Annotated in this window: 29 protein-coding genes; 16 read left to right on the top strand and 13 right to left on the bottom strand. The window is 36.5% G+C overall.

Going from position 1 to position 22,645, the window contains the following annotated elements:
- Positions 1-70 precede the first annotated feature (70 nt).
- The 3 genes from J8H85_RS10580 to J8H85_RS10570 all read left to right on the top strand — a co-directional run bounded on the left by J8H85_RS10580 (position 71) and on the right by J8H85_RS10570 (position 2,604).
- Positions 71-610 carry a carboxymuconolactone decarboxylase family protein gene (locus tag J8H85_RS10580; protein ID WP_209655171.1) on the top strand — a complete coding sequence of 180 codons (540 nt, stop codon included), beginning with the start codon at positions 71-73 and terminating at the stop codon, positions 608-610.
- A gap of 243 nt (positions 611-853) precedes the next feature.
- The gene (locus tag J8H85_RS10575) at positions 854-1,678 is read left to right on the top strand and encodes an SDR family NAD(P)-dependent oxidoreductase (RefSeq protein WP_209655170.1); all 825 of its coding nucleotides are present in this window, start codon (positions 854-856) and stop codon (positions 1,676-1,678) included.
- A 35-nt stretch (positions 1,679-1,713) separates the two neighbouring features.
- Positions 1,714-2,604, top strand: coding sequence for a helix-turn-helix domain-containing protein (locus J8H85_RS10570; RefSeq protein WP_209655169.1), 891 nt, complete (start codon positions 1,714-1,716; stop codon positions 2,602-2,604).
- 43 nt (positions 2,605-2,647) lie between these two features.
- Here the strand turns inward: J8H85_RS10570 and J8H85_RS10565 are convergent, their stop codons facing one another.
- A complete protein-coding gene (locus tag J8H85_RS10565) occupies positions 2,648-3,004 on the bottom strand; it encodes a winged helix-turn-helix transcriptional regulator (protein ID WP_209655168.1) in 357 nt (118 codons plus the stop codon).
- Between the two features lie 103 nt (positions 3,005-3,107).
- On the opposite strand from J8H85_RS10565, the gene J8H85_RS10560 reads away from it, so the two are divergent.
- The 11 genes from J8H85_RS10560 (at position 3,108) to J8H85_RS10510 (ending at position 13,760) form a co-directional block, all read left to right on the top strand.
- Positions 3,108-4,001: an MBL fold metallo-hydrolase gene (locus J8H85_RS10560; RefSeq protein ID WP_209655167.1), complete on the top strand. Its 894-nt coding sequence runs from the start codon at positions 3,108-3,110 to the stop codon at positions 3,999-4,001.
- Positions 4,002-4,162: 161 nt separating this feature from the next.
- Positions 4,163-5,161: an L-dopachrome tautomerase-related protein gene (locus tag J8H85_RS10555; RefSeq protein ID WP_209655166.1), complete on the top strand. Its 999-nt coding sequence runs from the start codon at positions 4,163-4,165 to the stop codon at positions 5,159-5,161.
- Positions 5,162-5,242: 81 nt separating this feature from the next.
- Complete coding sequence (locus J8H85_RS10550) at positions 5,243-6,178, top strand: NADP-dependent oxidoreductase (RefSeq protein WP_209655165.1); 936 nt, start codon at positions 5,243-5,245, stop codon at positions 6,176-6,178.
- Positions 6,179-6,194: 16 nt separating this feature from the next.
- Positions 6,195-7,331: an L-dopachrome tautomerase-related protein gene (locus J8H85_RS10545; protein ID WP_209655164.1), complete on the top strand. Its 1,137-nt coding sequence runs from the start codon at positions 6,195-6,197 to the stop codon at positions 7,329-7,331.
- 4 nt (positions 7,332-7,335) lie between these two features.
- Positions 7,336-7,899, top strand: a complete 564-nt coding sequence (gene rclC / locus J8H85_RS10540; protein WP_209655163.1) for a reactive chlorine resistance membrane protein RclC — start codon at positions 7,336-7,338, stop codon at positions 7,897-7,899.
- Between the two features lie 1,162 nt (positions 7,900-9,061).
- Complete coding sequence (locus J8H85_RS10535) at positions 9,062-9,400, top strand: single-stranded DNA-binding protein (RefSeq protein ID WP_209655162.1); 339 nt, start codon at positions 9,062-9,064, stop codon at positions 9,398-9,400.
- Positions 9,401-9,494: 94 nt separating this feature from the next.
- Positions 9,495-9,875 (top strand): DUF6876 family protein, encoded by a 381-nt coding sequence (locus J8H85_RS10530; protein ID WP_209655161.1) that lies wholly within the window; start codon positions 9,495-9,497, stop codon positions 9,873-9,875.
- Positions 9,876-9,893: 18 nt separating this feature from the next.
- Positions 9,894-10,091: a hypothetical protein gene (locus tag J8H85_RS10525; protein ID WP_209655160.1), complete on the top strand. Its 198-nt coding sequence runs from the start codon at positions 9,894-9,896 to the stop codon at positions 10,089-10,091.
- Between the two features lie 479 nt (positions 10,092-10,570).
- Positions 10,571-11,128, top strand: a complete 558-nt coding sequence (locus J8H85_RS10520) for a BfmA/BtgA family mobilization protein (protein ID WP_209655159.1) — start codon at positions 10,571-10,573, stop codon at positions 11,126-11,128.
- A 2-nt stretch (positions 11,129-11,130) separates the two neighbouring features.
- A complete protein-coding gene (gene mobB, locus J8H85_RS10515; protein WP_209655158.1) occupies positions 11,131-12,156 on the top strand; it encodes a MobB family relaxase in 1,026 nt (341 codons plus the stop codon).
- Between the two features lie 11 nt (positions 12,157-12,167).
- The gene (locus J8H85_RS10510) at positions 12,168-13,760 is read left to right on the top strand and encodes a type IV secretory system conjugative DNA transfer family protein (protein WP_209655157.1); all 1,593 of its coding nucleotides are present in this window, start codon (positions 12,168-12,170) and stop codon (positions 13,758-13,760) included.
- 88 nt (positions 13,761-13,848) lie between these two features.
- On the opposite strand, the gene J8H85_RS10505 is transcribed toward J8H85_RS10510, so the two are convergent.
- Positions 13,849-14,262: a helix-turn-helix domain-containing protein gene (locus J8H85_RS10505; RefSeq protein ID WP_209655156.1), complete on the bottom strand. Its 414-nt coding sequence runs from the start codon at positions 14,260-14,262 to the stop codon at positions 13,849-13,851.
- 128 nt (positions 14,263-14,390) lie between these two features.
- Between J8H85_RS10505 and J8H85_RS10500 the strand changes: the two genes are divergently transcribed.
- Both J8H85_RS10500 and J8H85_RS10495 read left to right on the top strand, forming a co-directional pair.
- Positions 14,391-15,278, top strand: a complete 888-nt coding sequence (locus tag J8H85_RS10500) for a hypothetical protein (RefSeq protein WP_209655155.1) — start codon at positions 14,391-14,393, stop codon at positions 15,276-15,278.
- A gap of 12 nt (positions 15,279-15,290) precedes the next feature.
- Complete coding sequence (locus J8H85_RS10495) at positions 15,291-15,641, top strand: hypothetical protein (RefSeq protein WP_209655154.1); 351 nt, start codon at positions 15,291-15,293, stop codon at positions 15,639-15,641.
- A gap of 155 nt (positions 15,642-15,796) precedes the next feature.
- Here the strand turns inward: J8H85_RS10495 and J8H85_RS10490 are convergent, their stop codons facing one another.
- From J8H85_RS10490 to J8H85_RS10440, 11 genes are all read right to left on the bottom strand, one after another.
- On the bottom strand, positions 15,797-16,171 hold the full coding sequence (locus J8H85_RS10490) for a VOC family protein (RefSeq protein WP_209655153.1): 375 nt from the start codon (positions 16,169-16,171) through the stop codon (positions 15,797-15,799).
- Positions 16,172-16,178: 7 nt separating this feature from the next.
- Positions 16,179-16,712, bottom strand: coding sequence for a dihydrofolate reductase family protein (locus J8H85_RS10485; RefSeq protein ID WP_209655152.1), 534 nt, complete (start codon positions 16,710-16,712; stop codon positions 16,179-16,181).
- 417 nt (positions 16,713-17,129) lie between these two features.
- Positions 17,130-17,900, bottom strand: coding sequence for a MerR family transcriptional regulator (locus J8H85_RS10480; protein WP_209655151.1), 771 nt, complete (start codon positions 17,898-17,900; stop codon positions 17,130-17,132).
- A 210-nt stretch (positions 17,901-18,110) separates the two neighbouring features.
- Positions 18,111-18,401, bottom strand: a complete 291-nt coding sequence (locus tag J8H85_RS10475) for a hypothetical protein (protein WP_209655150.1) — start codon at positions 18,399-18,401, stop codon at positions 18,111-18,113.
- Between the two features lie 27 nt (positions 18,402-18,428).
- A complete protein-coding gene (locus J8H85_RS10470) occupies positions 18,429-18,803 on the bottom strand; it encodes a VOC family protein (RefSeq protein WP_209655149.1) in 375 nt (124 codons plus the stop codon).
- 74 nt (positions 18,804-18,877) lie between these two features.
- Positions 18,878-19,687 (bottom strand): AraC family transcriptional regulator, encoded by an 810-nt coding sequence (locus J8H85_RS10465; protein WP_209655148.1) that lies wholly within the window; start codon positions 19,685-19,687, stop codon positions 18,878-18,880.
- 20 nt (positions 19,688-19,707) lie between these two features.
- The gene (locus J8H85_RS10460; RefSeq protein ID WP_209655147.1) at positions 19,708-20,502 is read right to left on the bottom strand and encodes an SDR family oxidoreductase; all 795 of its coding nucleotides are present in this window, start codon (positions 20,500-20,502) and stop codon (positions 19,708-19,710) included.
- 72 nt (positions 20,503-20,574) lie between these two features.
- Positions 20,575-21,021 (bottom strand): SRPBCC family protein, encoded by a 447-nt coding sequence (locus J8H85_RS10455; RefSeq protein ID WP_317194999.1) that lies wholly within the window; start codon positions 21,019-21,021, stop codon positions 20,575-20,577.
- 131 nt (positions 21,022-21,152) lie between these two features.
- Positions 21,153-21,602: an NAD(+)--rifampin ADP-ribosyltransferase gene (gene arr / locus J8H85_RS10450; RefSeq protein WP_209655146.1), complete on the bottom strand. Its 450-nt coding sequence runs from the start codon at positions 21,600-21,602 to the stop codon at positions 21,153-21,155.
- A gap of 23 nt (positions 21,603-21,625) precedes the next feature.
- On the bottom strand, positions 21,626-22,063 hold the full coding sequence (locus J8H85_RS10445) for an SRPBCC family protein (RefSeq protein ID WP_209655145.1): 438 nt from the start codon (positions 22,061-22,063) through the stop codon (positions 21,626-21,628).
- A 12-nt stretch (positions 22,064-22,075) separates the two neighbouring features.
- Positions 22,076-22,630, bottom strand: coding sequence for a dihydrofolate reductase family protein (locus tag J8H85_RS10440; RefSeq protein WP_209655144.1), 555 nt, complete (start codon positions 22,628-22,630; stop codon positions 22,076-22,078).
- Between the last annotated feature and the right edge of the window lie 15 nt (positions 22,631-22,645).

Here is a 22,645-nt window from a genome sequence, read left to right as displayed (position 1 = left end):
GCTAAGTTTTAGGCTAAATACCGATTTAACTTTGTATCAACAAAATGAAACAATTTTAAATCATATAAAAATGAGAACAATTACAGTACCTCAAAAGGATCAGTTAAATTCTGAATCCCAATCGATTTTAGAATCTGTAGAAAAAAAAATGGGGCAAATTCCAAATTTATATGCAACCATTGGTTATTCTTCATCTGCTTTAAAGTCAATGCTCGAAACCGAAACATCTTTGGCTCATAATTCATCGTTTACAGCAAAAGAAAGAGAAGCCATCAATCTTATCGTTTCACAAGTGAACGAATGTAACTATTGTTTGGCAGCCCATACAGCAATAGCAAAGATGAGAGGTTTTACTGAAGAAGACACACTAGAAATCAGGAAAGGAACTTTTTCAGAGGCAAAATTAGACGCTGCAATTAAGTTGGCTCAATCTATCACCAACAATAAAGGAAATGCAGGAAACGTAGTTTTAGAAAATTTCTTAAATGCTGGATACGACGAGAAAGCTTTAGTAGAATTGACTGCTTTGGTGGCGTTGAGAAGTTTTACCAATTATGTATTTGCCAACACTCAGATTCCTATTGATTTTCCTTTGGTACAGGCTATTTAAAAGCTATTCTAACACAAATAATTATTTTTGATATTAAGCTTTCCGGAAATATTTACGGAAAGCTTTTTTTTATGATTAATGTGAAGTAAATACATCAATTTTAAGACAAAACTATCTTTTCGAATAAATGATAAAATCATTACAAACGTATTTCTGTGCTATTTTTCAGCTAAAATGGGCTACGTCTTCCGTTGGGCTTGATAATAACTTTGCATCATTAAATAATACTAAAAAATTAAAACAATGAGTAAAATAGTTTTTATTACAGGAGCATCAAAAGGGTTTGGAAAATTATGGGCTGAAGCACTTTTGAAAAGAGGAGACAAAGTAGCTGCAACAGCAAGAAACACAATGGATTTACAGAGTTTAAAAGATAAATATGGGGATAATATTTTAACTTTGCAATTGGATGTAAATAACCGTGCTGAAGTTTTTGATGTTGTAGAAAAAATTGAAAATTATTTTGGCAAGATCGATGTGACTATCAATAACGCAGGTTTCGGCTTATTTGGTACTACAGAAGAAACAACAGAGCAACAAGCTAGAGCACAGATGGAAACCAATTTCTTTGGCTCTCTTTGGGTGGCACAGGCGGTTTTGCCAGTTTATAGAAAGCAAAAAAGCGGTCATATTATTCAGGTATCCAGCTTTTTGGGATTGACCACTTTACCACTCTTAGGATTGTACAACGCTTCGAAATTTGCAGTGGAGGGATTAGTTGAAACTATTGGTTCGGAAACGGAACATTTGGGAATCAAAACCACTTTAATTGAACCTAATGGATTTGCAACTGATTGGGCCGGAGCTTCAGCAATTCAAACAACATCGGATATTACAGATTATAATCCAGTACGTGCAGCTTTCGCAGAAAGCGGTGACAATCCTGATACCTGGGGAATACCAAAAGCGACAGTAGAACCGGTTTTAAACCTTATCGACAATCAAAATCCTCCGCAAAGATTATTGTTGGGTAAGATAGCGTATCACGTCATCAATGAAGTTTACACCAAAAGATTAAATGATATTCAAGAATGGAAAGAAGTGAGTATTACTGCTCATGGGCATTAAAAAAATAGTAAATTAGGATTTCAAATTCAAAAGCGATGAAACATTATAGAACCCTTACCGAATTGCATGCCGGTAATCATTGGGATGCCCCACAACATCCGCTTTTCAGTATGATTGGCTGTCAGTCAGAGTGTACTTTAGGAAACCGAGAGTTTACCACTGATTGCTATGTGATTGCTTTCAAGAAAATAAAATCAGGTGTTTTTATGTATGGCCGTACGCAATACGACCACGACAACGGTTGTCTATTTTTTGCAAAGCCACGTCAAATCATTGAATTAAAAGACCTTCAATTTGAAGAAAAAGGCTATATGTTATTGATTCACGAAGATTATCTAAATGGGCATGAGCTTTTCAAAGAAATTGAAAAATATAGCTTCTTTGATTATGAAGTAACGGAAGCACTGCATCTTTCTCCAAAAGAAGAACAGATTATACTGGAACTTCACTCGAAAATTCAGGGAGAATATTTTAATAACCCAGATGAATATAGTCGTGAGATCATTTTAAGTCATATTGCATCAATCTTAAAATATGCGCAGCGTTATTATAATCGCCAATTTATAGATAGAACACAAGTAACAGGAAAAACATCTTCAAAATTTAATGATGCGTTAAGAAAATATCTTGAAGAAGGATTGTTAGAGAAAAACGGACTTCCAAATGTGTCTTTTTTGGCCGAACAGCTTTTTTTATCACCACGTTATTTGAGCGACTTATTAAAGCACGAAACAGGGAAAACGGCGATGGAACTTATTCATGTTTTTATGATTTCTGAAGCTAAAAATCTATTGAGATTAGGTGAAAAAGGAGTCGCTGAAATTGCTTATGAATTAGGCTTTGAAAATGCATCTTATTTCACAAGACTGTTCAAAAAACAAACTGGAATGAAACCTTTGGAGTTTCGAAAATCACAAATGAATTAAAATAAAGATTGCAATTGCAATTTGTTAAAAGTCATAATAAAGGTTAACTTGTTATGACTTTTTTCCGATGTTCCAATCCCCAGTCTTTCATCGCCATAATTACCTTTTCCAGAGATAAGCCGTGTTCAGTAATTTCGTATTCTACCGTTGGTGGAAACGTATCGTGAACGGTTCTGGTAATCAGAAAATTGATTTCCAATTCTTTTAATTCCTTAGACAAAACCCGGTCGGTAATTCCGGAGATTTCTCTCGAAATTTCTTTAAATCTTTTACTTCCAAAAGACAGGGAAACAATAATCGGAAGTTTCCATTTTCCTTTCAGGATTTCCAACGCATCCTGTATCGGAAGCATAATTTCCTGACAGTCTTTTTTCTCAACATTTCCAGAAACTTTAGCCATAATTTTTTATTCTGCATTTTAAATAATAGCGCTATCAAAAAGGATAGTAATATATTTTGGATAGTTACTTCCTCTAATTTTGTGTCAACAAATTTATATAAAAATGAGTACAATAAATAGTATTAAAAATTCAGGATATTTTACGTTTCAAGTTGGAACATTACAGGTTTTTGTTTTTACGGATGGAGCATCTGTGATGGAAAATATCCAGCCGATGTTTGCTCCGAACATTAATCTATCAGATATTAATGATTTTCTGAGCCAACATTTTCTTTCCCCCGGAAAACTGACTTTAGCCGGTAATGTTTTGATAATAAAAACAGAAGATAAAACTATTCTAATTGATGCCGGATGTGGGCAAAAATTGGGTCCAAACAGCGGAAAATTGTTAGGAAATCTGATTTCTACCGGAATCGAACCTGAAAAGATTACAGACATTGTACTTACTCACGCCCATCCCGACCACATTGGAGGAATCGTGAATGCAGATAATTCTTTGGCTTTTCCCAATGCCAAAATTTATCTTTCAAAAAAAGAATATGATTTCTGGACAGCCGAAAAACCTGATTTTTCAAAGGGAACACAAGATGCTGTCGCTGATTTTGAAATACAGTTTGCCAAACATCATCTTTCAATAATTGATTCTGATATGCAGTTTTACGAAGATAATGCCGAATTGTTTGGATTTTTGAAATTGGAAAATGCACCTGGACACACACCCGGACACACGATTATTACCATTGCATCTCAGGGAGAAGAATTAGTACATATAGCTGATACTTTTCAGCATATTATTTTGGTAGAACATCCGGAATGGGGAAATCAAATCGATTCTGATTTTGAATTAGGTATTAAAACCCGTATAGATCTACTTGAAAAATTAGCATCCACGAAACAACTTCTTTTTGGAGACCATTTACCCTTTCCCGGTTTAGGTTTTATTGAAAAAAATGAAAAAGGTTATCGCTATATACCGAAAGCTTTTTATACCGTTTAAAGTGAAATCCTCTCAAGTAGAGGATTTTTTGTTTCTGTAAATCTGTGCTATTTATTCCTCGAAATGTACTATTTATTCAGGTATAGTTGAAGGTAACTTTGTACTATAAAAATTATTGAAATCAAATAAAGATGAAAATTACATTTAGCCTTTTATCGCTGTTGCTTATCTGGGGATTTGCCAATGCGCAATTGCAGCAAGTAGCAACTTCAAATTTAGTTTGGAACGGAGTAACCACAAGTTCAGACGAAAGGATATTTGTTAACATCCCAAAAATCGAAGGTGCAAAAGGGATAAGTGTGGGCGAAGTTTTAAAAGATGGAAAAATCATTCCCTATCCAAATGAAGATTGGAACAATTGGCAATCTGATGCAGATGTAACTGAAAAGTTTGTTAGAACTAATTCCATACGACTTATCAATGGTTTGCTTTGGATCGTAGATACCGGAACACCTGCGATGGGACAAAATCCTTTATCAGGAAATGCGTTGAAATTAGTTGTTATTGACATTAAAACGAATACTGTTCATCAAATTATTCCCCTTTCAGAAATAGCAAAACCTTCCACTTTTATTGGCGATTTAAGAATTTGGGGTAATACCATTTATCTGACTGATGCTGGTGAACCTGCTTTAATTATTCTGGATAAAACCACAGGTAAAGGCAGAAGAGTTTTAGAAAATCATTCTTCAACCACCGATATTTTACCGATAAAAGCAGAAGGGAAAATTATGAAAGATCAAAAAGGTAATGAAGTGATAATCCACGCAGACCAACTGGAGATTTCTCCCGATGGAAAATGGCTGTATTTCCAACCTGCAAGTGGCCCGCTTTGTAGAGTGGAAACACAATATCTGAATGATGAAAATTTATCTAAAAAAGATTTGACTTCCAAAGTAGAATTATTCTATAAAACCCCATCAACAGGAGGAACAGCCATCGATGCAAACGGAAATATCTATGTAAGCGATGTCAATAAAAGTGAAATCATCAAAATATCACCGGAAGGAAAAGAAAGTCTGATCATTAAAGATAAAAGATTGCTTTGGGCAGACGCTTTATGGATTGATGACAACGGCTATCTATGGATACCGACAGGTCAACTCAACCGTTTGGCTGTATTTCAAAACGGAAAAGCAAAGTGGAATTTCCGGTTGTGATTTACAAGTTGAAAATCAATTCAAAACCCCTAAATAACTAAGTAAAAAGATTAAACCTTATATATAACATAAAAAAAGATTATGAAAGCAATCATATTAAAAGAAGCCGGAAACGTAGAAAATTTGGAATACGTAGAATTGGCGAAACCGACATTCAGCGAGGGCGAAGTATTGATAAAAGTAAAAGCTATCAGTATTAATCCTGTTGATACTAAAAGCCGTTCTGGAAAAGGTGTTTACGGAAGAATAAAAACAGAAAACCCATTGATTTTGGGTTGGGATATCTCAGGAATTGTGGAAGAAACTAAAAGTTCAGATTTTAAAGTGGGTGATGAGGTTTTTGGAATGGTGAATTTTCCTGGACACGGAAAGGCGTATGCAGAATATGTTGCCGCTCCGGCCAATCAACTGGCTTTAAAACCGGAGAATATATCTTTTGAAGAGGCAGCCTCTTCCACTTTGGTTGCACTTACGGCGTATCAGGCTTTGGTTCATAACGAAAATATTCAAGCTGGGCAAAATGTTTTGGTTCACGCTGCATCAGGTGGTGTAGGACATATCGCAGTGCAGATTGCCAAGCATTTAGGAGCGAAAGTGACAGGAACTTCTTCTGCAAAAAATAAAGATTTTGTATTGAGTTTAGGGGCAGATTCACATATTGATTATCATGGTTTCGACTGGAAATCAACGGGAAGAAATTTTGATTTTGTGTTGGATACAATCGGCGGAGACAATATCGACCATTCACTAGAAGTGACAAAAGAGGGTAGTTCCATCATCAGTATTCCTACAGGTTTGAACGAGGAAGTCACTTCAAAGGCAAAATCTAAAGGTGTGAGAGGTTATTTCATTCTCGTACAATCAAGTGGTGAAGATTTGAAACAGATTGCTTCCTTATTGGAAAGTGGTGCAGTAAAACCTCACGTTTCAAAAACATTTCCTTTCGGACAAATGAGAGAAGCACATCTGGAACAGGAAACTGGTAGAACTGTGGGTAAAATACTGATAACGCTTTAAATCAAAATTTAAAATTATGAAATTGACATATTTAACGGCTATTACGATGTCGGTCACATTATTTACCGCCTGCAACAATAATTCATCAACGAAAGTCAATTCTCAAGAGAACACAACAAAGCAGGTTGCTGAACAAGAAATAGCTTTACAAGAAGTTTTTGCTGATAGTACTTATCAGTTAACAGGTGTTGCCGTAGCTAAAGACAACCGAGTTTTTGTGAATTATCCTTATTGGCTGGACACACATTCTTATTCAGTGGTTGAGGTGAAAGACGGGAAACCAGTTCCTTATCCCGATGCTGAATGGAATAGCTTTAGAAAAGGTGAAGACGGCCAAAATAAATTTGTATGCGTTCAAGCAGTGGTGACTGACGATAAAGGATTTCTTTGGGTGGTGGATGCAGCAGGAATCGGACTTGGAAAAGTGTACCAACACAGTGCTAAAGTTTTGAAAATCAATTTAACGAATAACAAAGTTGAAAAGATATACCGCTTTCCAGAAAATGTAGTAGGAGAAGATGTTTACATCAACGATATCCGTGTTGACAATGAAAATGGCTTTGCTTATCTCACCAACTCAAACACAGGCGGTATTCTGGTGTTAAATATCAATTCCGGTAATTCAAGATTGGTTTTGGCCAGTTCTGCCTCTGTAAAATCTGATCCCAACTATCATTTTTCACCATTGCGAACGGAGCTTAAGAAAGGCGACGGTTCTTTGCTTAAAGTAAATTCAGATGGTATTGCACTGACACCGGACAAGCAGTATTTATATTTCAAACCCCTTACCGATAATCGTTTATATCGAATTAAAACTGATTTGTTACAAAACTTTAGCACAGGTGAAGATGCATTAAATAAAGGAGTAGAGGATCTAGGCAAATTCGTCACAACAGACGGAATGATTTTCGACAAACAAGGAAATCTATATTTTGGAGATTTAGAGCAGAATTCAATCGTGAAAATCACTCCAGATTTGAAAATGCAGACAATTGTTCAGGACAGTGAAAAATTGATTTGGCCGGACAGTTACAGTATTTCTGAAGATGGATATTTATACATTTCAAATTCACAAATTCAGCTGATGCCCTGGTTTCACAATGGTGCAGCGCAATTTAAAAAGCCTTTTAGAGTATTGAAAATTAAAATTTAAAAAGATGAAAAATTTCATCCAAATTATAGCCGACAGTCAAAGAGTATTTATTAACTTCGTCAGAATTGCCATCTTCATCGTCATGGCTTGGATTGGTGGCTTAAAAGCTTTTCAATACGAAGCAGACGGCATCGTTCCCTTTGTAGCCAACAGTCCCGTAATGAGCTTTTTCTATAGTCATCCTGAAGAATACGAAGCGTATAAAAATAAAGAAGGCGAAGTAGTTCTCAAAAATATGAAATGGCATACAGAAAACGGAACATACATATTCTCGTACGGATTGGGAACTATTATTGTTATTATCGGTTTACTAACTCTGTTAGGAATTTGGATTCCAAAAATTGGTTTGACCGGTGGTTTATTAACATTTGGAATGTCTTTGGTCACCCTTTCTTTTCTCATTACAACGCCTGAAGCGTATATACCTGATTTGGGAGGTACAGAACACGGATTTCCATATTTGTCGGGTGCTGGAAGATTGGTCATCAAAGATATTATCATGCTTGCGGGCGGATTGGTTGTTGCATCGGATTCGGCGAAGCACATTCTAAAAAATCAGGGCTTATGATATCAAAACAGAATGGCTTATTACTCTTTATTATAGCAACCTCCTGCTTATCCTTAGCAGGAAGGATTTGCTGTATGGAATTATTGATGACTGGCGGATTCGTAGAAAAGACGCACAAACAACAGCACAAAACCCAAACGAATTACGGTTTCAAAAACAAAGATTAGACTATGACAGCATTCAAAAAAGTTTCAAAAACTCTAACCTGTATTTTGAAGTCGTTAGGTTGGAAAGGGCGGGCAAAGTGAACCACTTGCGGCGGATTAAAGTGAGCACAGTAATAAATGTTAAAAATCCTTTTATGTCTTAGACTGAAGTGAGTTTTTAAGTGGCTAAAAAAAATTCTGTTTTCAGTGGTTCACTTTAAACGTTTTTTGAAACAAAACTGTAATTTCTTATTTTTTGACTTTACTAGAGTAAATTTTTTTAATTGGTTATTAAGATATTGTTTTTAAAACATTGCAGCACATTCCCCTGCATTCCGCGAAAAGCGCCATTCCGGGAAAAGCGCTTCATTGAAAATCTTGGACACCATCCACATGTTTGACTTTCCATTGCGTTAAACCTTTCCGCTTCGCTGGAAAGGAGCACTTCATTCCCAAGTAAAACATGTGAAAGAAGTCCGCCAGAGCTGAACACGCATCAACCTAGTGGTTCTTTTAAATATACATCGGAAATCCCAGCCCCATGTTTTCTTAACGGCAGTATCGGCAAAGCCTTCTCGGGGCTTTGCTGGATCCTGCCTAAAAACACGGGGCCGCTCTTAACCATTTTAAGGGGTTTTATAATGTATGGCACCTTGTTTGTTTTTCGGGGCATCGAAAAACAGGCGGGACATAAGCACTCCTAATAAAACCTTGTTCGCTTATGTTACTCAACAGCCCGTACGCCCCAACGCAAAAAGGTTTTAAAGGATTGCTAATGCCCCAGTGGAACTTGTCAAGCCTGTACAAGTTTTAAAAAAAAATAAGGTTTCCACTTCCTTGAAAACCCAAGGGTTTTGCTACGTCACGGAGCCTCCTGATTTTGTTTTAAAAGCCTTGACAAAACCCACGCCATCCATAGGTTCGTTTCACGAGAGAAATTGAACAAAACGCCCCTTAAAATGGCACCTGTTTACCATCCCATAGGGGAAATATTAACCATTTAATTTTTTAACATCATGAGTACATTAAGAAACAAAGTACAGTTGATTGGGCATGTAGGGGCAGACCCCGTTATGACCAATTTGGAAAGCGGAAAGAACCTGGTTCGATTTTCATTGGCAACCAATGAGACCTACAAAAATGCCAAGGGCGAAAAACAGACCAATACCGATTGGCACAATATCGTGGCATGGGGCAAGACCGCGGACATTATCGACAAGTACGTAACCAAGGGCAAGGAAATCGCCATTGAGGGCAAACTGACCTCAAGAAGTTACGATGACAAGGACGACGCAAAACGCTATGTGACCGAAGTGGTAGCCAATGAAATCCTTTTATTGGGAGGGAATCAATAGGTAACCACCCATGGAAAATAAAGAGGGCGCTCCCTTTTACCTAGCACCCTCTTTTTAACTCCATCATTATTCACCAATTATAATAAAGGAAACAATGAACAGCAAAATTATAACATTACAGGAAAGCCTGCAACAATTTTGTGGCAGCACACGGTTTTTTCAATTACCGCTCATTCAAACACGCTTTACCGATGGCGTCCACTATTTAGCGGAAAAGGCAGGCTGCTTTTGGTTGGTGACCGATGCCTCGGTCATTGCCAAGAGCCTGATGGACAAGAGCTATTTTGTAACCATCGACTTTAAACGCCTTTCCAAAGCCGAACAGGAGGAGCAGGGCTGTGAAGCCATTATAACCTATGGAGATGGCAACGATACCATTTTGGAAACCCACCGCTATAACGTGACCGATTTCCCTTTGGATGCCCTGCGGTTGTTCTTTGTCAACAACACCTTGATGCTGCCGAGCGAATATTGAATTTAAAAACCATGTATCATGATTTACTTGAATTACAATAACCTCGATGCAGAGACCCAAGAACGTTTACTGTCAAATTCAAGGGCGGACGTGGAACGTAGACATGGAAACGACCTCAAAGCCTATGCGCTGAAACACCATTTGGATTTTGAAATGTTGTTGCATGAAGAAGCCGTTAAGAACCTATACAGTTATACCTATGTGTTTAACATTTGATTAGGATTGACCAAAATGGAAATACAAGAACAAGACCTTTTGAAATTCAAAGGGTCTTTTTTTTGTTTTCATCTGCCCATTTTCGAAAATCTGACGTCCAAACATGAACATTTTAGGGAAACCATATTTTTTACAATCAAACCCTACCATTTGAAGCCAAACCCCGTTTGGGTTTCAGAAGACTATCCAATATCTTTAAAAGAGCAGGGATACGCAAAAAAGCAACTTGGTTTTTAGAACTAAGTTGTTTGGAAATTTTGGTCCCTGCGGGACAAAAAAGGAATAGCAAGAGGGCAATGCGCTAAAGCGGCATTGCGTTATTTGATTCATTTGTAAATAGATGTAAATCAGTTATTTAGATTGATTATATTTCTGTATGTTATATAAAAAAAAGAGCCTGATTATGTTAGTGCACCTGAAACCCCCCGTAACCACTGGGATGGATTAACATAATCAAGTAAAAATAATTAAGAATACCTATGAAGCGACGATTTTTGAGCATCAATTTCCATAAGGATACCGTAGAGCGGTACAAGGGATTTTGTGCCAAATTTGGCGGCTCCTATACGGAAACACTTGAGGGCATGATGGATTTTTTCGATACCTACCAACTCTCGCCCATGGACGATCTGGGCCCCAACATGCGGGGCATGGAGGCCAATATCAAAAAACGCATCAATGCGCTCATATCCATTATCAAGGACATCGAAAAGCACCAGACCCAACCCACCACGGCAATGCTCCAATTGCTGTTCGAGCAGACACCGCCCAAACAAAAACAGCCCCGTTTGGTCGAGGTCAAGCAGGATGCAAAGAACCTTCGGGACCATGGCTTTGCCACCTCATTGGAGGCCATTGAGCTGAGAAAGGAAAGGAACACCCTCCAAAGGGATCTAAGGGAAACAAAACAACAGTTTGAAGAGCTCCTGTTATCAAAGATCATCGTAACGAAAAGCAGATTTGGAAAACCCAAGCTCCAATTGGACATGACCTTGGAGGCACTGGAGACCCTAAGATCAAAAATCAAAAACACCTGATTATGTACATCATCATTACCAAACAGCACATGGACAAGACCTTTTCGCAAAGCTCAGGCGATTTTGTGGACTATCTCGAAAAGGAAAACTTGGACAAAGCCCCGGAACTTCAAGAGCATTTTTTTGACCAGCACCATGACCGGGTATCGCCAAAACATGTCGTGAAAGACATCGATGGCAATACCGCGAAGCTCCGGAAAAATGCCCCCAAGTTCTATTCGTTGACCATCAACCCAAGCCAACGGGAACTGAAACATATAGGCAATGACCCTGAGAAACTAAGGCAATTTGTACGGGAAACCATGAAAGATTATGCCAGTGCATTTTACAGGGACAAGCCCGTACCTGTGGACAGCATAAAGTACTATGCCAAGATCGAGTACGAACGCAGGTACAAAGGCTATGATAGGGAAATCAAGGAAAACCAACCCTATCGGGCACAGATTGTCAAACTGCAACACGACCTGGTAAAGATCGGGCGAGGAGAATTGGAAGGGGACAGCCAGTCCATAAAAAAGACGATTGAACAGCTCAAGGCCGAAGCCCCGCACCACATCCATGGCAAAATGGTCGAGCAGGGGATGAAAAAACCGGGGCTCCAGACCCATGTACATATCATAGTCAGCCGCAGGGACGTGACCAACACCCTGAGCCTGTCCCCGGGGAGTTCCCACAAAGCCTCGGAGATAACCTTAAATGGCAATGCCGTAAAACGGGGGTTCCACCGTGATGTATTTTTCGGGAACGCTGAAAAGACCTTTGATAGGCTTTTCAAATATGAACGGAACTTCGTGGAAAGCTATACGGCCCATAAGATGTACAACAAAGAACCTTATAAGTTCTTTGCCCATTTGATGTCGCTCCCAACCAATGAAAAGAGTGCCGCCCTTAAGATGATGGGCAGGTCCGGACTGCACGTTCCCAACCTGAACATCCCAACCAACCAGGTACAGTTGGCACTGAAAGCCTTCAAACAATTAAAAAGGACCATCGATATGGCCAAGGACGCAGGCTCCATCGGTATTTAAAAAACACGCTTATGACAACACCTGTTATGATACTATGCATCTATGTCGCCCTGACCACTCTGATGGCCATGGGCTTTCGCTATATACGATACGCCTATGGACTGAATTCCTTACTGTTACTGATGATGGGCGCTTTGCTCTATCCCATCCATCCCGATAAGACGATGGCATTATTGGGACAATGGCTATTGCCCTTGCTATTTATCCAAAATGCACTATATGTTTTGATAGTCCCCGTTTGGGAACGACCGAAACAGGAGCGCAAGTACGCTATGAGGCTCAAGGTGAAACAGGGCACCATAAAGCTCCAGAACATCCGCAGGGGCATTTCCGTTATAGGGTCCGCTGGCAGTGGCAAGACCGAATCGGTGGTCTACAACATCCTAGGGCACTTTCAGAAGCACCAATTCTGTGGGCTTATCCATGATTACAAGCATTTTGAGATCACCGAAATGGCATTCCCGCTTTACAGGGAATCCAAACGACCGTTCCATATCATTTCCTTTGATGACATCTATTCGAAAGTGAACCCGATCGCACCGAGGTATATGGAAGATGAGGAAAGCGTCAATGAAGTGTCAAGGGTGCTCTTGGAAAACCTTTTGGAGCAACGGGAGTCCAATGCGGCAGGTTCTTCCAAGTTCTTTAACGATGCCGTGGAAGGCCTTTTGGGAGGGCTTATCTGGAAATTGAAGACCGCCCATCCCCAGTATTGCACGCTTCCCCATTTGATCGCTACCTACCAGTATCTGGATCCCGACAGCCTGATTGCCTTTTTGAGTTCCGATTATACCTCCAAGGCCATGGCGAGTGCCTTTATCTCGGGAAGGGATTCCGAACGCCAAACAGCGGGGGTGATGAGCACCTTGGCGAATGCCCTAAAGAAGATCAGTACCCAGCGCATCTTTATGGCTCTTTCCGCCGATCAAGTGCCCTTGGACATCAATAACCCCAAAAACCCTGCGGTGGTATCCATCGTGAACAATCCCAAATTTGAAACGGCCTATTCCCCGGTGATCGCCACCATCATCCATACCATGACCAAACAGATGAGCATCCGGCATCGGGAATCCGCATTCATTCTTATAGAAGAAGCGCCCACTATCAGGCTGCTGAATATGCACCGTATCCCGGCAACCTTGCGCAGCTATGATATTTCAACGGTTTATGTGATGCAGGACAAGACCCAAAACGACATGATGTACGGGGATAAGGCAAGCCGAGCCATTTTGAGCAATCTGTCCTATCAGTTCTTTGGAAAGGCCAATGACCCCGATACTGCCAAATACTACGAGCGTTTCTTTGAAATCGTCAAGAAACCGACCACCACGATCAGCAAGAGCCAGAACAGCTTGGACTTTGATTCCAGGATCAGTACAGGGGAAAAGGAGGTCAGTAAGATACGTTCCGATGCGTTCTTTCGGTTAAGGGAAGGCGAGTTCATCTCATTTACCGACGGCAAGGACAGAAAAGTTCAATTTAAAATGCCAAGAATTACCAGGGAGCTTCCACGCCCGGTCTATCGCTATAACGATGCCGAGATACAGGCAAACTTTGAACGGATTCACCTAGAGGTTCGACAGCTGTTCCAGTTGAAATCTTAAATCATGATCTACCAAAGTTAAGAGTATAAAAAAAGGGAATCATTTTGAAATGATTCCCTTTATAATAGTATATTTTTATTAAGCAATTTTATTTTTCTTTCAATAGCTTTTCTAAATACTCAATTTTATCCTGTTCTGATTTTAAAAGACGTTCGTAGAGCTTTTTATTTTCTTCATGCGCCTCTAAAAGTTTATCAAGAGGATTAAAGGTGCAATGGTGATTGTTTAAAGGACCATTATTGATACTATTGTCATTGAAGTTATTTATGTTATTAAAAACAGCTTCCTCCGAAAAATTCTCAATACCCTCTTTGGTCACTCCCAAAGCATTTGCAATTTCCTCCAATTTCACATCGTCGATGCTCTCTGATTGTTCGATATTGGATACAGCTTGTTGGCTAATGCCCAGTTCTTCCGCAAGGGTTTCTTGTTTCATGCCCCTTAGCTCTCTGATACGGCTAATCTTTCTGCCGATATGATTTGGTTTTGTTGCTGTTTCCATAACCCAAATATAAGATTTTTTCTAAAATTTACCATACTTGTAAAAAACAAATTGAGGTTGGTACAATACAACTAGGTTTGGTTCAGTACACGAAAAAATAGCTTTTAATTTATGGAAAACAAATTATCATGGAAACAAAAGCCACCACAAAATTCCCGCTACAAAAGAATCTTTTAGCCCTTCTAAAAAGTTTGATACACTTACATTCTGTATATGTTATTAATATGAATGTGTGCAAAAATAAACAGGTAACTAATTTAACACCAAAAAGTAAACAAGCTCACAAGGAAGCAATCTACACTTTATTAATTGTAGCAGATAAGGCACTTCACAAAAACCTTGATGATTTTATGGAAGAAGTTTACAATAAAATGGAACAGCGTTGCAAGTTCTATATAATATATGTCACCTTGTCCAATCTTATCGAGCGGATTGATATTGGCGATAATTTTTTAACACGGACTTTAAAAGAAACACCTTGTATGTATAAACAAGATAATAGGTTGTCAAGATATAGCCAGTACGGGTTAATGTACCATGTATCAATTTATATAGAGATCAAAACCATTTGGAAGCACCGTATGGAACGGGCAAAATATTTGTTCTCGGCAATTGATGTTATCCATGAAGATGAAGAACCATTATCGAAGCTTGCGGTACTCCATAATGCGATGGAACAAATATGTTTGGGGCTCTTGTATGTGTTTTGGGAGTTTAAGCCCCATTATTATGCCCTGTCCTATTTACTGCACCTGTGCAGCACTTTTACATCTCTGCCCAATAACATCTTCCCCAAAACGACCTTTGGCCTGCAACGCCAGTACTATATGCTTTGCAACGCATCTGAAATCATGCGATTTAAAGGCACAAATGGAACAAACGACTTTGGGTTAAAGGATGTGGATAAGGTTTTGAAACGCTGTAAACAGTTCTTAAAGGAAGCCCACCAGTTAGGAGAAACACAACTGAAACATCTAAAGGAAGTCCACTGTGAAGCTCATGCCGAATTTAATTAAAAACCCAAGCTGATGAAAACAAAAAGCAAAAAGCATAAAAAGGACAAGGAAATATTGGAAACAGTCTTTAGGCTATTGAACCCACGGGAGCGTAAATACTATAGGAGGGAGGGCAACCCTGTTATGCAGGAAGTGACCTTTGAAGTAACTGACAATGGTGAACTGCGCTATATTATTTCAAGTCTATTACGGGTATGTATTTTGGCATTGGACAGTGAGAACGACTTTGCTTCACCTAGGCTGAACAATTGCTCAAAGGAATTGACTATAGCCACAATACTTGACTTAGCCGATAGTATTTTACCCGACGCACAATTAACAAGTTATGATGCCATAGAAAAATTATTATTGCAAAAAGAATAGTTTGATTAAGAAATTTTAGCAGCTCAACATGTGCGTAGAATAGGTCTTTCTTCTTTTCCTTCCTGAAATAAGTGGACACAAAATCGACTTATTGCGTAAAACAAACTAAACTTTAAAATGCTATAAAATTTTAAAAATGGGCTAAGTAAATTAATTTATTTTATTTCTCTTTCTTGTAGGTTGAATACAGAACCTGCAGGGTCTTGAATCCAATGCATGTTTTGGGGAAGTTTTTCAATTTCATCACAAGTTTCTACACCGTTCGATTCTAAATAATTTGTAGCTGCTTCTACATCAGGGACTGTAAGTTGTAACCAAGTTTCTGAATGGGTGTAATTGTCTACACAGTCTAACCATATAATATTGTTCCCGAATTTTACCTCGTGAGTTCTAGAAATGGTTGGATTGTCTATTGGTTTTTCTTCGACTTCCAATTTCAAAATTTCCTTGTAAAAAGCTACTGTTTTGTCGTATTTGCTTTTTGGGATTTTTATTGCGATGTTAATTCCTGCTTCAAATTTTGTGTCCATATTTTTATCATTTATTTCGTTTGTAATGTAATTGTGTTAGTCCTGTATCAAATGTTTTTACACTTAAAAACTGGAGTGTTTGTTCAGGTCTTCCATCTATGAACAATCTTGTTCCGTTACCTAATAATATGGGAATGACTGAAATAATAAGTTCATCAATCAAATCATTTTTTAAGAGTTCATTTATTATTTCTGCTCCTCCATCACAATAGATATTTTTTCCTTTTTCTGATTTTAGTTTTTGGACTAATTCAGTTAGGTTTCCTGTGTAGAATTTTATTTTACCAATACTTGTTTTTTTGGTTCTTGTTATGACAAATACATCTCTTTTTCCATTATCATAATGCGATGCTCCTATTTCTTTAACTACATAATCAAATGTTTTTCTACCAATAATAATGGTGTCAATGGTTGATGTAAATTTTGAATAACCATAATCTTCTCCTTCTTTTTCTACTAATTTTAAGAAACTTAAGTCATCATTAGGTTTTGCAATGTACCCATCTATACTTGTGGCAATAAAAAGTGATAATTTTCGCATTTGTTTTTTTTAAAGAAGAAATAAGTTTGATAAACAAAAACTTTTTAAAATTAGCCAAAAAAAAGTACTAGTTTAAAATTTGAACAGGTTTTATCAATATAAAATTCAAATATTTAGGTGAATATATAGTTTCTTTTTTTTGGACACTATCCTCAAATAGAATTCTTTTAGTAATTTATAAAATCAAAATTAATTTTAAACTTTGATTTTATAATCAATATATCCTTATTCACTTTTCTATCTTAAACTTTTGCATTAATCTTACTTATCTTATTTTGTGATTTATTCTTTTCGACCATTTTGATAAATAGTGTTGTTTAAATAAAAATCTTGTGTTATAATTACTGTGTTAATAAGGATTTAGACAAAATATTGGAGGAAGAAAGTCTCACAAGGTATATCTCTCTCCATTATTTTTTAATCTAACTGTGAATTTGCAAAAAAGCGCATAGCATCATAGAGAAATTTAGCAAACTCAGGTTGTGGTTTACCATCTACAAGCGTAAATCTAGGATCTTCAGCATAAAGTTTGCCTAATCCTCGATATTCTTTTTTTTGAGCATCTGACACACCATCTGTTCCCCAAAATTTTCTAATATTGGAGTAGTGGCGTGCAATTTCTAATTGAACTTCTTCATTTTTTGGACTGTTTGAAGACATTCTGAACAAGTTTTTAAATATGTCTTGTTGCTCCTTTTTCAGTTGTTCAAGCTGTTCTTTTGAAAGTTTTTTTAAATACTTCTCACTTGTTTTAATGGTATTGTTACCATATTTTTCAATGGCTTCATTTCGGATTTCATCTCTTTCTTCTTTGGAGAATCCTTCATACAATTCATTGTCTGTAATCATTGTTTTGTTTTTTAAATTAGACATTGTTTTTTCAATTGTATTCAGCATTAAAGAAATTTGCTGTTGTTTGGTTTTAAGGGCCCGTTTATGATTTTTAAGCGCTTGAATCAAGTCAAAATCAGGATCTTCTAAAATGTCGATAATTTCTTGAAGGGTAAACTCGAGTTCTTTATAGAAAAGGATTTGCTGCAATTTCAACAATTCGTTTTCTCCATACAATCTATACTTGGCCTCGGTACGGATTGCTGGTTTTAGTAACCCAATATCATCATAGTGATGTAATGTACGAACACTAACACCAGCTAATTTTGATAAATCTTTCACTGAATACTTTTTCATTTAGTAATTAATTAAAATAACAATGCAAAGAAAAGATATGACGTTGCGTAAGAGTCAAATGTTTTTATGATTATTTTTTATTACTTGAAACAAACTAAAATTAGAGAGTCAATTTTTATGTAACAAGTACATATAAAAGTGGGCTTTCATACTAAAACGTATTTAATTTTAAGAGAGGATAAATTGAAAATAAGGAATTAAGATTTTAGATTAGTTTTTAGCTAAAATTTTAAAATTCATACCTTTCTCAGGATAGTGCTCAGATTTATCAACTATAGAAAGTTCATCTAATAGTGTTTCTATATATAAACCAATATCACTAACCAATTCAATAACACGAGTATTGTTGATTGTGCCTTTTGGGTTTTCTACCCTAAGGATGTTATCGCAATCTTCAAGGTCGAAATTGATTTTATAATCTGGAAATGCTTTTTTTAGCTTTTCAAGAACTTGTTTTGCTTGCTTCTGCTTTGTGATATTGGTTTTAAATACTTCTACCATTTTTCAATTAGGTAATTAAGAGATTTATTATTTTGTTGCTGTTATCCACCAAGTATTTCCAAACGGGTCTTTAACCCCACAAGTTCTTCCATAATCTTGATTGTTTAATGGCATGATGACTTCTGCTCCAGCATCTATTGCCTTTTTAAAAGTTGCATCGGCATCTTCTACATAAATAAAAAGATTGGCAGTTTGGGTTTTCCAATCTTCGGTGGTTTCGCAATACATAATGGTGTTTCCTTTAATTTGAATTTCGGAATGCATGATTGTTTTTCCATCATCACGTAGTTTCCTTAAAGTTTCTTCAGCATTAAATACTGCTTTTGTAAATGCATAAAATTCATTAGCCTTATTTAGCATAAGATAAGGCATTACTGCTTGGTGTCCGTTAGGTAATTTCATGTGTTTATATTTTTAAAGTTTTAACGATACAATATTACTAAACAGGTAGTTATGAAAATTGCACAGTTGCGACATTATTTAGTTTCTCGCCATTCCGTTCCTTCTCCTTTATTTAAAAAGTACTCTTTGGGTGTGTAGCCCGAAAACATTTTGAATTCTCTAATAAAATGTGATTGGTCTGCATACCCCGCATCTAAACCAATTTGAGTTAATGTTTTTTTGTTTCCTAAATCTTGAAGTACATTTTGAAAACGCATGATGCGTGAAAATACTTTTGGACTAAAACCCGAAAACCGTTTAAAATTACGCTCAAATTGCCGTCTTGATAAAAAATTACGTTCAGACAAAGCATCTATATTTGTTGTTCCTTTTGTTTGAATAATATCATTGATAGTTTCAAAAACTCCTGGTGGCGCTAGGTGTGATTTTAAAAGTTGCTGCTCTAAAAATGTGGATAGTATTTCTACGCGTTCATTGGTGTTTTTAGCCAACATGATTTTTTCTTCTAAACCATTTTCATTTTTACCCAACAATGTTTTTAAATCGAGCATGTGGTTTGTGAGTTCTGAAGCAGGTATTGAAAACAATTTGGGAATGGCATACGGAAATAAATAAACGCCGAATATCCCAAAACTTTGGTTAATGGAAAAGCGTTTTACTTTATCGGATTGTGCATCAAGACCAGATGTGAATGATTTAATGGTTTTATCATTTGAAATTAATTCATCAAAAATACCGTTGTAATGAAATACCAATTCTGCTGAACCATCTGCCATGGCCCTGTGGATATATGGGTGTTCTATAGATGCCTCACCTTCAAGCATCCAAAAAAAACGCACATATTTGGATAAAGAAGGTGGCGGTGGTATAGTTAGGTATTTCATTAAACTTAGTGTTTTTTAAATTAAGTATTTAGCACCTTATTTATTTTAAGATATGTTTCCCAATGTATGCTCCCATTTTTATTCTCGGGACATATATTTATTCCTGTAGTGAAAATTTTATAGAAGGGATTCTCCGAGTCGAATTCTTCAATGATCTCGTTTCGTTTACATTCCTTTAAATAGGTTTTTGCCATGTCTTTAATTGACAATATTTCTGGTCCTCCAATGTTAAGAGTAGTATGTTTTAGGCTCTTAATATCATTTATGGTTTCTACAATACATTTCGCAGCTTCATTTGTATCGATGGATTGAAAACGCATATTTTTTGGGAGTTTAAAAATACCCGTTGGGTTTGTATCTAATGTTTTTACAATTCTATGTAAAACAAAGTCATGAAATTGCGTGATTCTGAAAATAGTATAAGGAATACCTGAGTCTTTAATCAAGCGTTCTACTTTATGTTTATTTTGATAATAAGGCCAGTCACTTTTATCTACACCAACAATGGAAATATAAATAAGATGTGGGGGTTTTAGCAAATTAATACTTTGTAAAATGTTTTGAGTCCCTTTTACATCCACTTCATCAGAATTTCTAGGGTTGCTCGCGCAATGTATAATAAGATCTGTATCATTAAATAAGTCTTTTAAGCTATCTTTATTGGTGATATCTGCAACTACAGTATGAACATCATTTATTTTATTCATATTGTTTTTTGAAGTTAACACTGTGGGATTGTACTTTTTGTCAATGAGTAATTTTACCATTTTTTGACCTAAATTCCCTGTGCCACCAGTAAGCACTATTTCTTTCACGGTTTTGATTTATTATAATATTAGATGTTTAAAATCGAGTTAGGTTGCGTGACTAATCGTACTATTTTATAATTATATGTTCTCTTGTTTGTTCTGAAAAGGGGATCCTTTTCCTGTTTCTACAAACAGCTTTAGACTATCTAAAAAAGACACCCAACCTTTTTCGCAAATGTTATAACATTTTACTTTAGGAGTCAATCCTATATGAGTTAATGAAATTTTAGTATTTGTAGCGTTGTTATCTAAATTCCAAACAATTTCAGTGCCTTTCCATTCTGTATTATTTGGTAACTCTGGAATATCAATTAAAGTGTCAATACATGTCCAAACTACTTTTTTATTGGGTGTAAGCTCAGTAACTTTCAACGTTTTAAACGTTGTGCCAAAGCGAATGGTAAATTCTTCATTTACTTTTTTAGAACTCCCTAAGAAATCTTCTGTCCACCATTTGTCAATTTGTTGCGTTATTGCTTTGTAAACATTTTCTGAATTTTTTTTTAACTGAGTAAGTTGTTGTATAATCTGATTGAGAAAAATTTTTCATAATAGTATTTTTAAAGTAGCACTTTATTTTTTGTTTATTTTGGTTGTTATTCCGTTTGATTGTTCATAGTAAAAATGAGTGAGTCACCGCTAAACCTTTTTGGTCTTTAATAGTCATTCAGTGAATTAATACCTTGTTCCTTTAATTTTTCTAGTGCCTCTTTCATGGCTTGTATTTGTTCGGAAGGATGACTTTGCCAAATTGTGACTTCTCCGACAACTTTAAACGGATGTATGGAACGATACGATTTTGTTGGATTTCCTGGGAATTTTTTATCGGTTAAGTCAGGATCATCTTCAATTTCCCCTGTTGGTTCTACTAAATAAATTCGTTCTTTTCCTTCTCCAGAAGCAAGTTCAGCACCCCAAATGGCAGCATCCAACGTTGACGTTAAGAAAATGTATTTAGCATTTTTTCTTTGCCCAAAATTTGAGTTATAACCCACTTCAATTAATTCTCCAATTTTTAAGTGGGCTTTAGTACCATGAAAATAAGTTTGGTTAAAAGGAGTATGAGCGGTTTGATTGGCTGTTTGATTTTTGTTTGATGTTTGCATGTTGTTTTATTGTAGATACATGTTTATTGTTTTGATTCCAAAAAATCCTTTAATGCTGTATTGATAATGTAAGTCCAACCATTTACAAAATTCTCTTTTACAAAATCAGGGTTGTTTACAGGGAAAGTTGCCAGTCCTTCGTGTGTTAATTTTACTTTGGTTTTATTGATGCTTTCTTCAGAAAGTTCAAAAGTAACGGTTGAGTATCCTTCAAAGCCTTCATAAGTCCAACTATGTTTTAACTTTTTTAAAGGCTCAATTTCTAGAATCTTACATTTATGAAGATAGGTTTCCCCTTTTAATCCTTGTCCGTAGAATTGAAATTCAAAATCTATTTTCGGTTTAAAATCGCTTAGCTCGAAGTACCATTGTTTCATTAAATCTTTTTCAGTTATGGCTTTCCAAACGAGTGGGAGAGGTGCATTGAATACACGTTCTACAATTACATTATTGTTTTCCATTATAATATAAATTTAAAGTTTGGTATAGGTAAGTATTCCTGTTCCGCTTTTTAGTTTTTTACATGCTATCAATTTCAAGTGCAATGTGCCTGAAACGCCATCGAAAATACTTGTTCCTTGTCCTATAGCAATGGGGTCTAGCATGATTTCGTATGAATCTATCAAACCCACATTGGTTAATTGGGTTACAAGAGAGCCGCTTCCTAAAATAGTGATGTTGTGCTTTGACGTTTTCTTCAATTCTTTTATCTCATCAATCAGATTTCCTTTTAATAACGATGTGTTTTTCCAATTCACTTTTTCTAATGAACTTGAAACAACTACTTTTTTAGAATTGTTCATGCCTATTGCTACTTCAGGGAAATTATCATAAGCCATTTGCGATGTCCAGAAACTTTCCATCATTTGATACGTATGCCTTCCAAGAAGTAAAATGTTTTCAGACTTTAAGTTTTCTTCTGAATATTTAGCTTCTTCTTTTCCATGTTGGTGCCAACTGATATCGTTGTCGGTATTTTTATAGAACCCATTTAAGGTTATAAACGTAAAAGCTTTTAATGTGGCCATACTTCCTTGTTTTTA

The organism is Mariniflexile gromovii (genome assembly GCF_017814435.1).
Lineage (GTDB): Bacteria > Bacteroidota > Bacteroidia > Flavobacteriales > Flavobacteriaceae > Mariniflexile > Mariniflexile gromovii.
Note: the sequence above shows the minus strand (reverse complement) of the source record. Positions and strands in the feature narration are given on the sequence as shown.

What these genes read in the sequence shown, in the direction of transcription:
- J8H85_RS10530 (WP_209655161.1), top strand. Translation starts at nt 9,495, where the DNA reads ATGAACAGCAAAATTATAACATTACAGGAAAGCCTGCAACAATTTTGT.
- J8H85_RS10545 (WP_209655164.1), top strand. Translation starts at nt 6,195, where the DNA reads ATGAAATTGACATATTTAACGGCTATTACGATGTCGGTCACATTATTT.
- J8H85_RS10510 (WP_209655157.1), top strand. Translation starts at nt 12,168, where the DNA reads ATGACAACACCTGTTATGATACTATGCATCTATGTCGCCCTGACCACT.
- J8H85_RS10565 (WP_209655168.1), bottom strand. Translation starts at nt 3,004, where the DNA reads ATGGCTAAAGTTTCTGGAAATGTTGAGAAAAAAGACTGTCAGGAAATT.
- J8H85_RS10580 (WP_209655171.1), top strand. Translation starts at nt 71, where the DNA reads ATGAGAACAATTACAGTACCTCAAAAGGATCAGTTAAATTCTGAATCC.
- J8H85_RS10505 (WP_209655156.1), bottom strand. Translation starts at nt 14,262, where the DNA reads ATGGAAACAGCAACAAAACCAAATCATATCGGCAGAAAGATTAGCCGT.
- J8H85_RS10470 (WP_209655149.1), bottom strand. Translation starts at nt 18,803, where the DNA reads ATGAAATTACCTAACGGACACCAAGCAGTAATGCCTTATCTTATGCTA.
- J8H85_RS10495 (WP_209655154.1), top strand. Translation starts at nt 15,291, where the DNA reads ATGAAAACAAAAAGCAAAAAGCATAAAAAGGACAAGGAAATATTGGAA.
- J8H85_RS10485 (WP_209655152.1), bottom strand. Translation starts at nt 16,712, where the DNA reads ATGCGAAAATTATCACTTTTTATTGCCACAAGTATAGATGGGTACATT.
- J8H85_RS10525 (WP_209655160.1), top strand. Translation starts at nt 9,894, where the DNA reads ATGATTTACTTGAATTACAATAACCTCGATGCAGAGACCCAAGAACGT.
- J8H85_RS10440 (WP_209655144.1), bottom strand. Translation starts at nt 22,630, where the DNA reads ATGGCCACATTAAAAGCTTTTACGTTTATAACCTTAAATGGGTTCTAT.
- J8H85_RS10490 (WP_209655153.1), bottom strand. Translation starts at nt 16,171, where the DNA reads ATGGACACAAAATTTGAAGCAGGAATTAACATCGCAATAAAAATCCCA.
- rclC (WP_209655163.1), top strand. Translation starts at nt 7,336, where the DNA reads ATGAAAAATTTCATCCAAATTATAGCCGACAGTCAAAGAGTATTTATT.
- J8H85_RS10445 (WP_209655145.1), bottom strand. Translation starts at nt 22,063, where the DNA reads ATGGAAAACAATAATGTAATTGTAGAACGTGTATTCAATGCACCTCTC.
- mobB (WP_209655158.1), top strand. Translation starts at nt 11,131, where the DNA reads ATGTACATCATCATTACCAAACAGCACATGGACAAGACCTTTTCGCAA.
- J8H85_RS10480 (WP_209655151.1), bottom strand. Translation starts at nt 17,900, where the DNA reads ATGAAAAAGTATTCAGTGAAAGATTTATCAAAATTAGCTGGTGTTAGT.
- J8H85_RS10500 (WP_209655155.1), top strand. Translation starts at nt 14,391, where the DNA reads ATGGAAACAAAAGCCACCACAAAATTCCCGCTACAAAAGAATCTTTTA.
- J8H85_RS10575 (WP_209655170.1), top strand. Translation starts at nt 854, where the DNA reads ATGAGTAAAATAGTTTTTATTACAGGAGCATCAAAAGGGTTTGGAAAA.
- J8H85_RS10535 (WP_209655162.1), top strand. Translation starts at nt 9,062, where the DNA reads ATGAGTACATTAAGAAACAAAGTACAGTTGATTGGGCATGTAGGGGCA.
- J8H85_RS10475 (WP_209655150.1), bottom strand. Translation starts at nt 18,401, where the DNA reads ATGGTAGAAGTATTTAAAACCAATATCACAAAGCAGAAGCAAGCAAAA.
- J8H85_RS10550 (WP_209655165.1), top strand. Translation starts at nt 5,243, where the DNA reads ATGAAAGCAATCATATTAAAAGAAGCCGGAAACGTAGAAAATTTGGAA.
- J8H85_RS10570 (WP_209655169.1), top strand. Translation starts at nt 1,714, where the DNA reads ATGAAACATTATAGAACCCTTACCGAATTGCATGCCGGTAATCATTGG.
- J8H85_RS10560 (WP_209655167.1), top strand. Translation starts at nt 3,108, where the DNA reads ATGAGTACAATAAATAGTATTAAAAATTCAGGATATTTTACGTTTCAA.
- J8H85_RS10465 (WP_209655148.1), bottom strand. Translation starts at nt 19,687, where the DNA reads ATGAAATACCTAACTATACCACCGCCACCTTCTTTATCCAAATATGTG.
- arr (WP_209655146.1), bottom strand. Translation starts at nt 21,602, where the DNA reads ATGCAAACATCAAACAAAAATCAAACAGCCAATCAAACCGCTCATACT.
- J8H85_RS10520 (WP_209655159.1), top strand. Translation starts at nt 10,571, where the DNA reads ATGAAGCGACGATTTTTGAGCATCAATTTCCATAAGGATACCGTAGAG.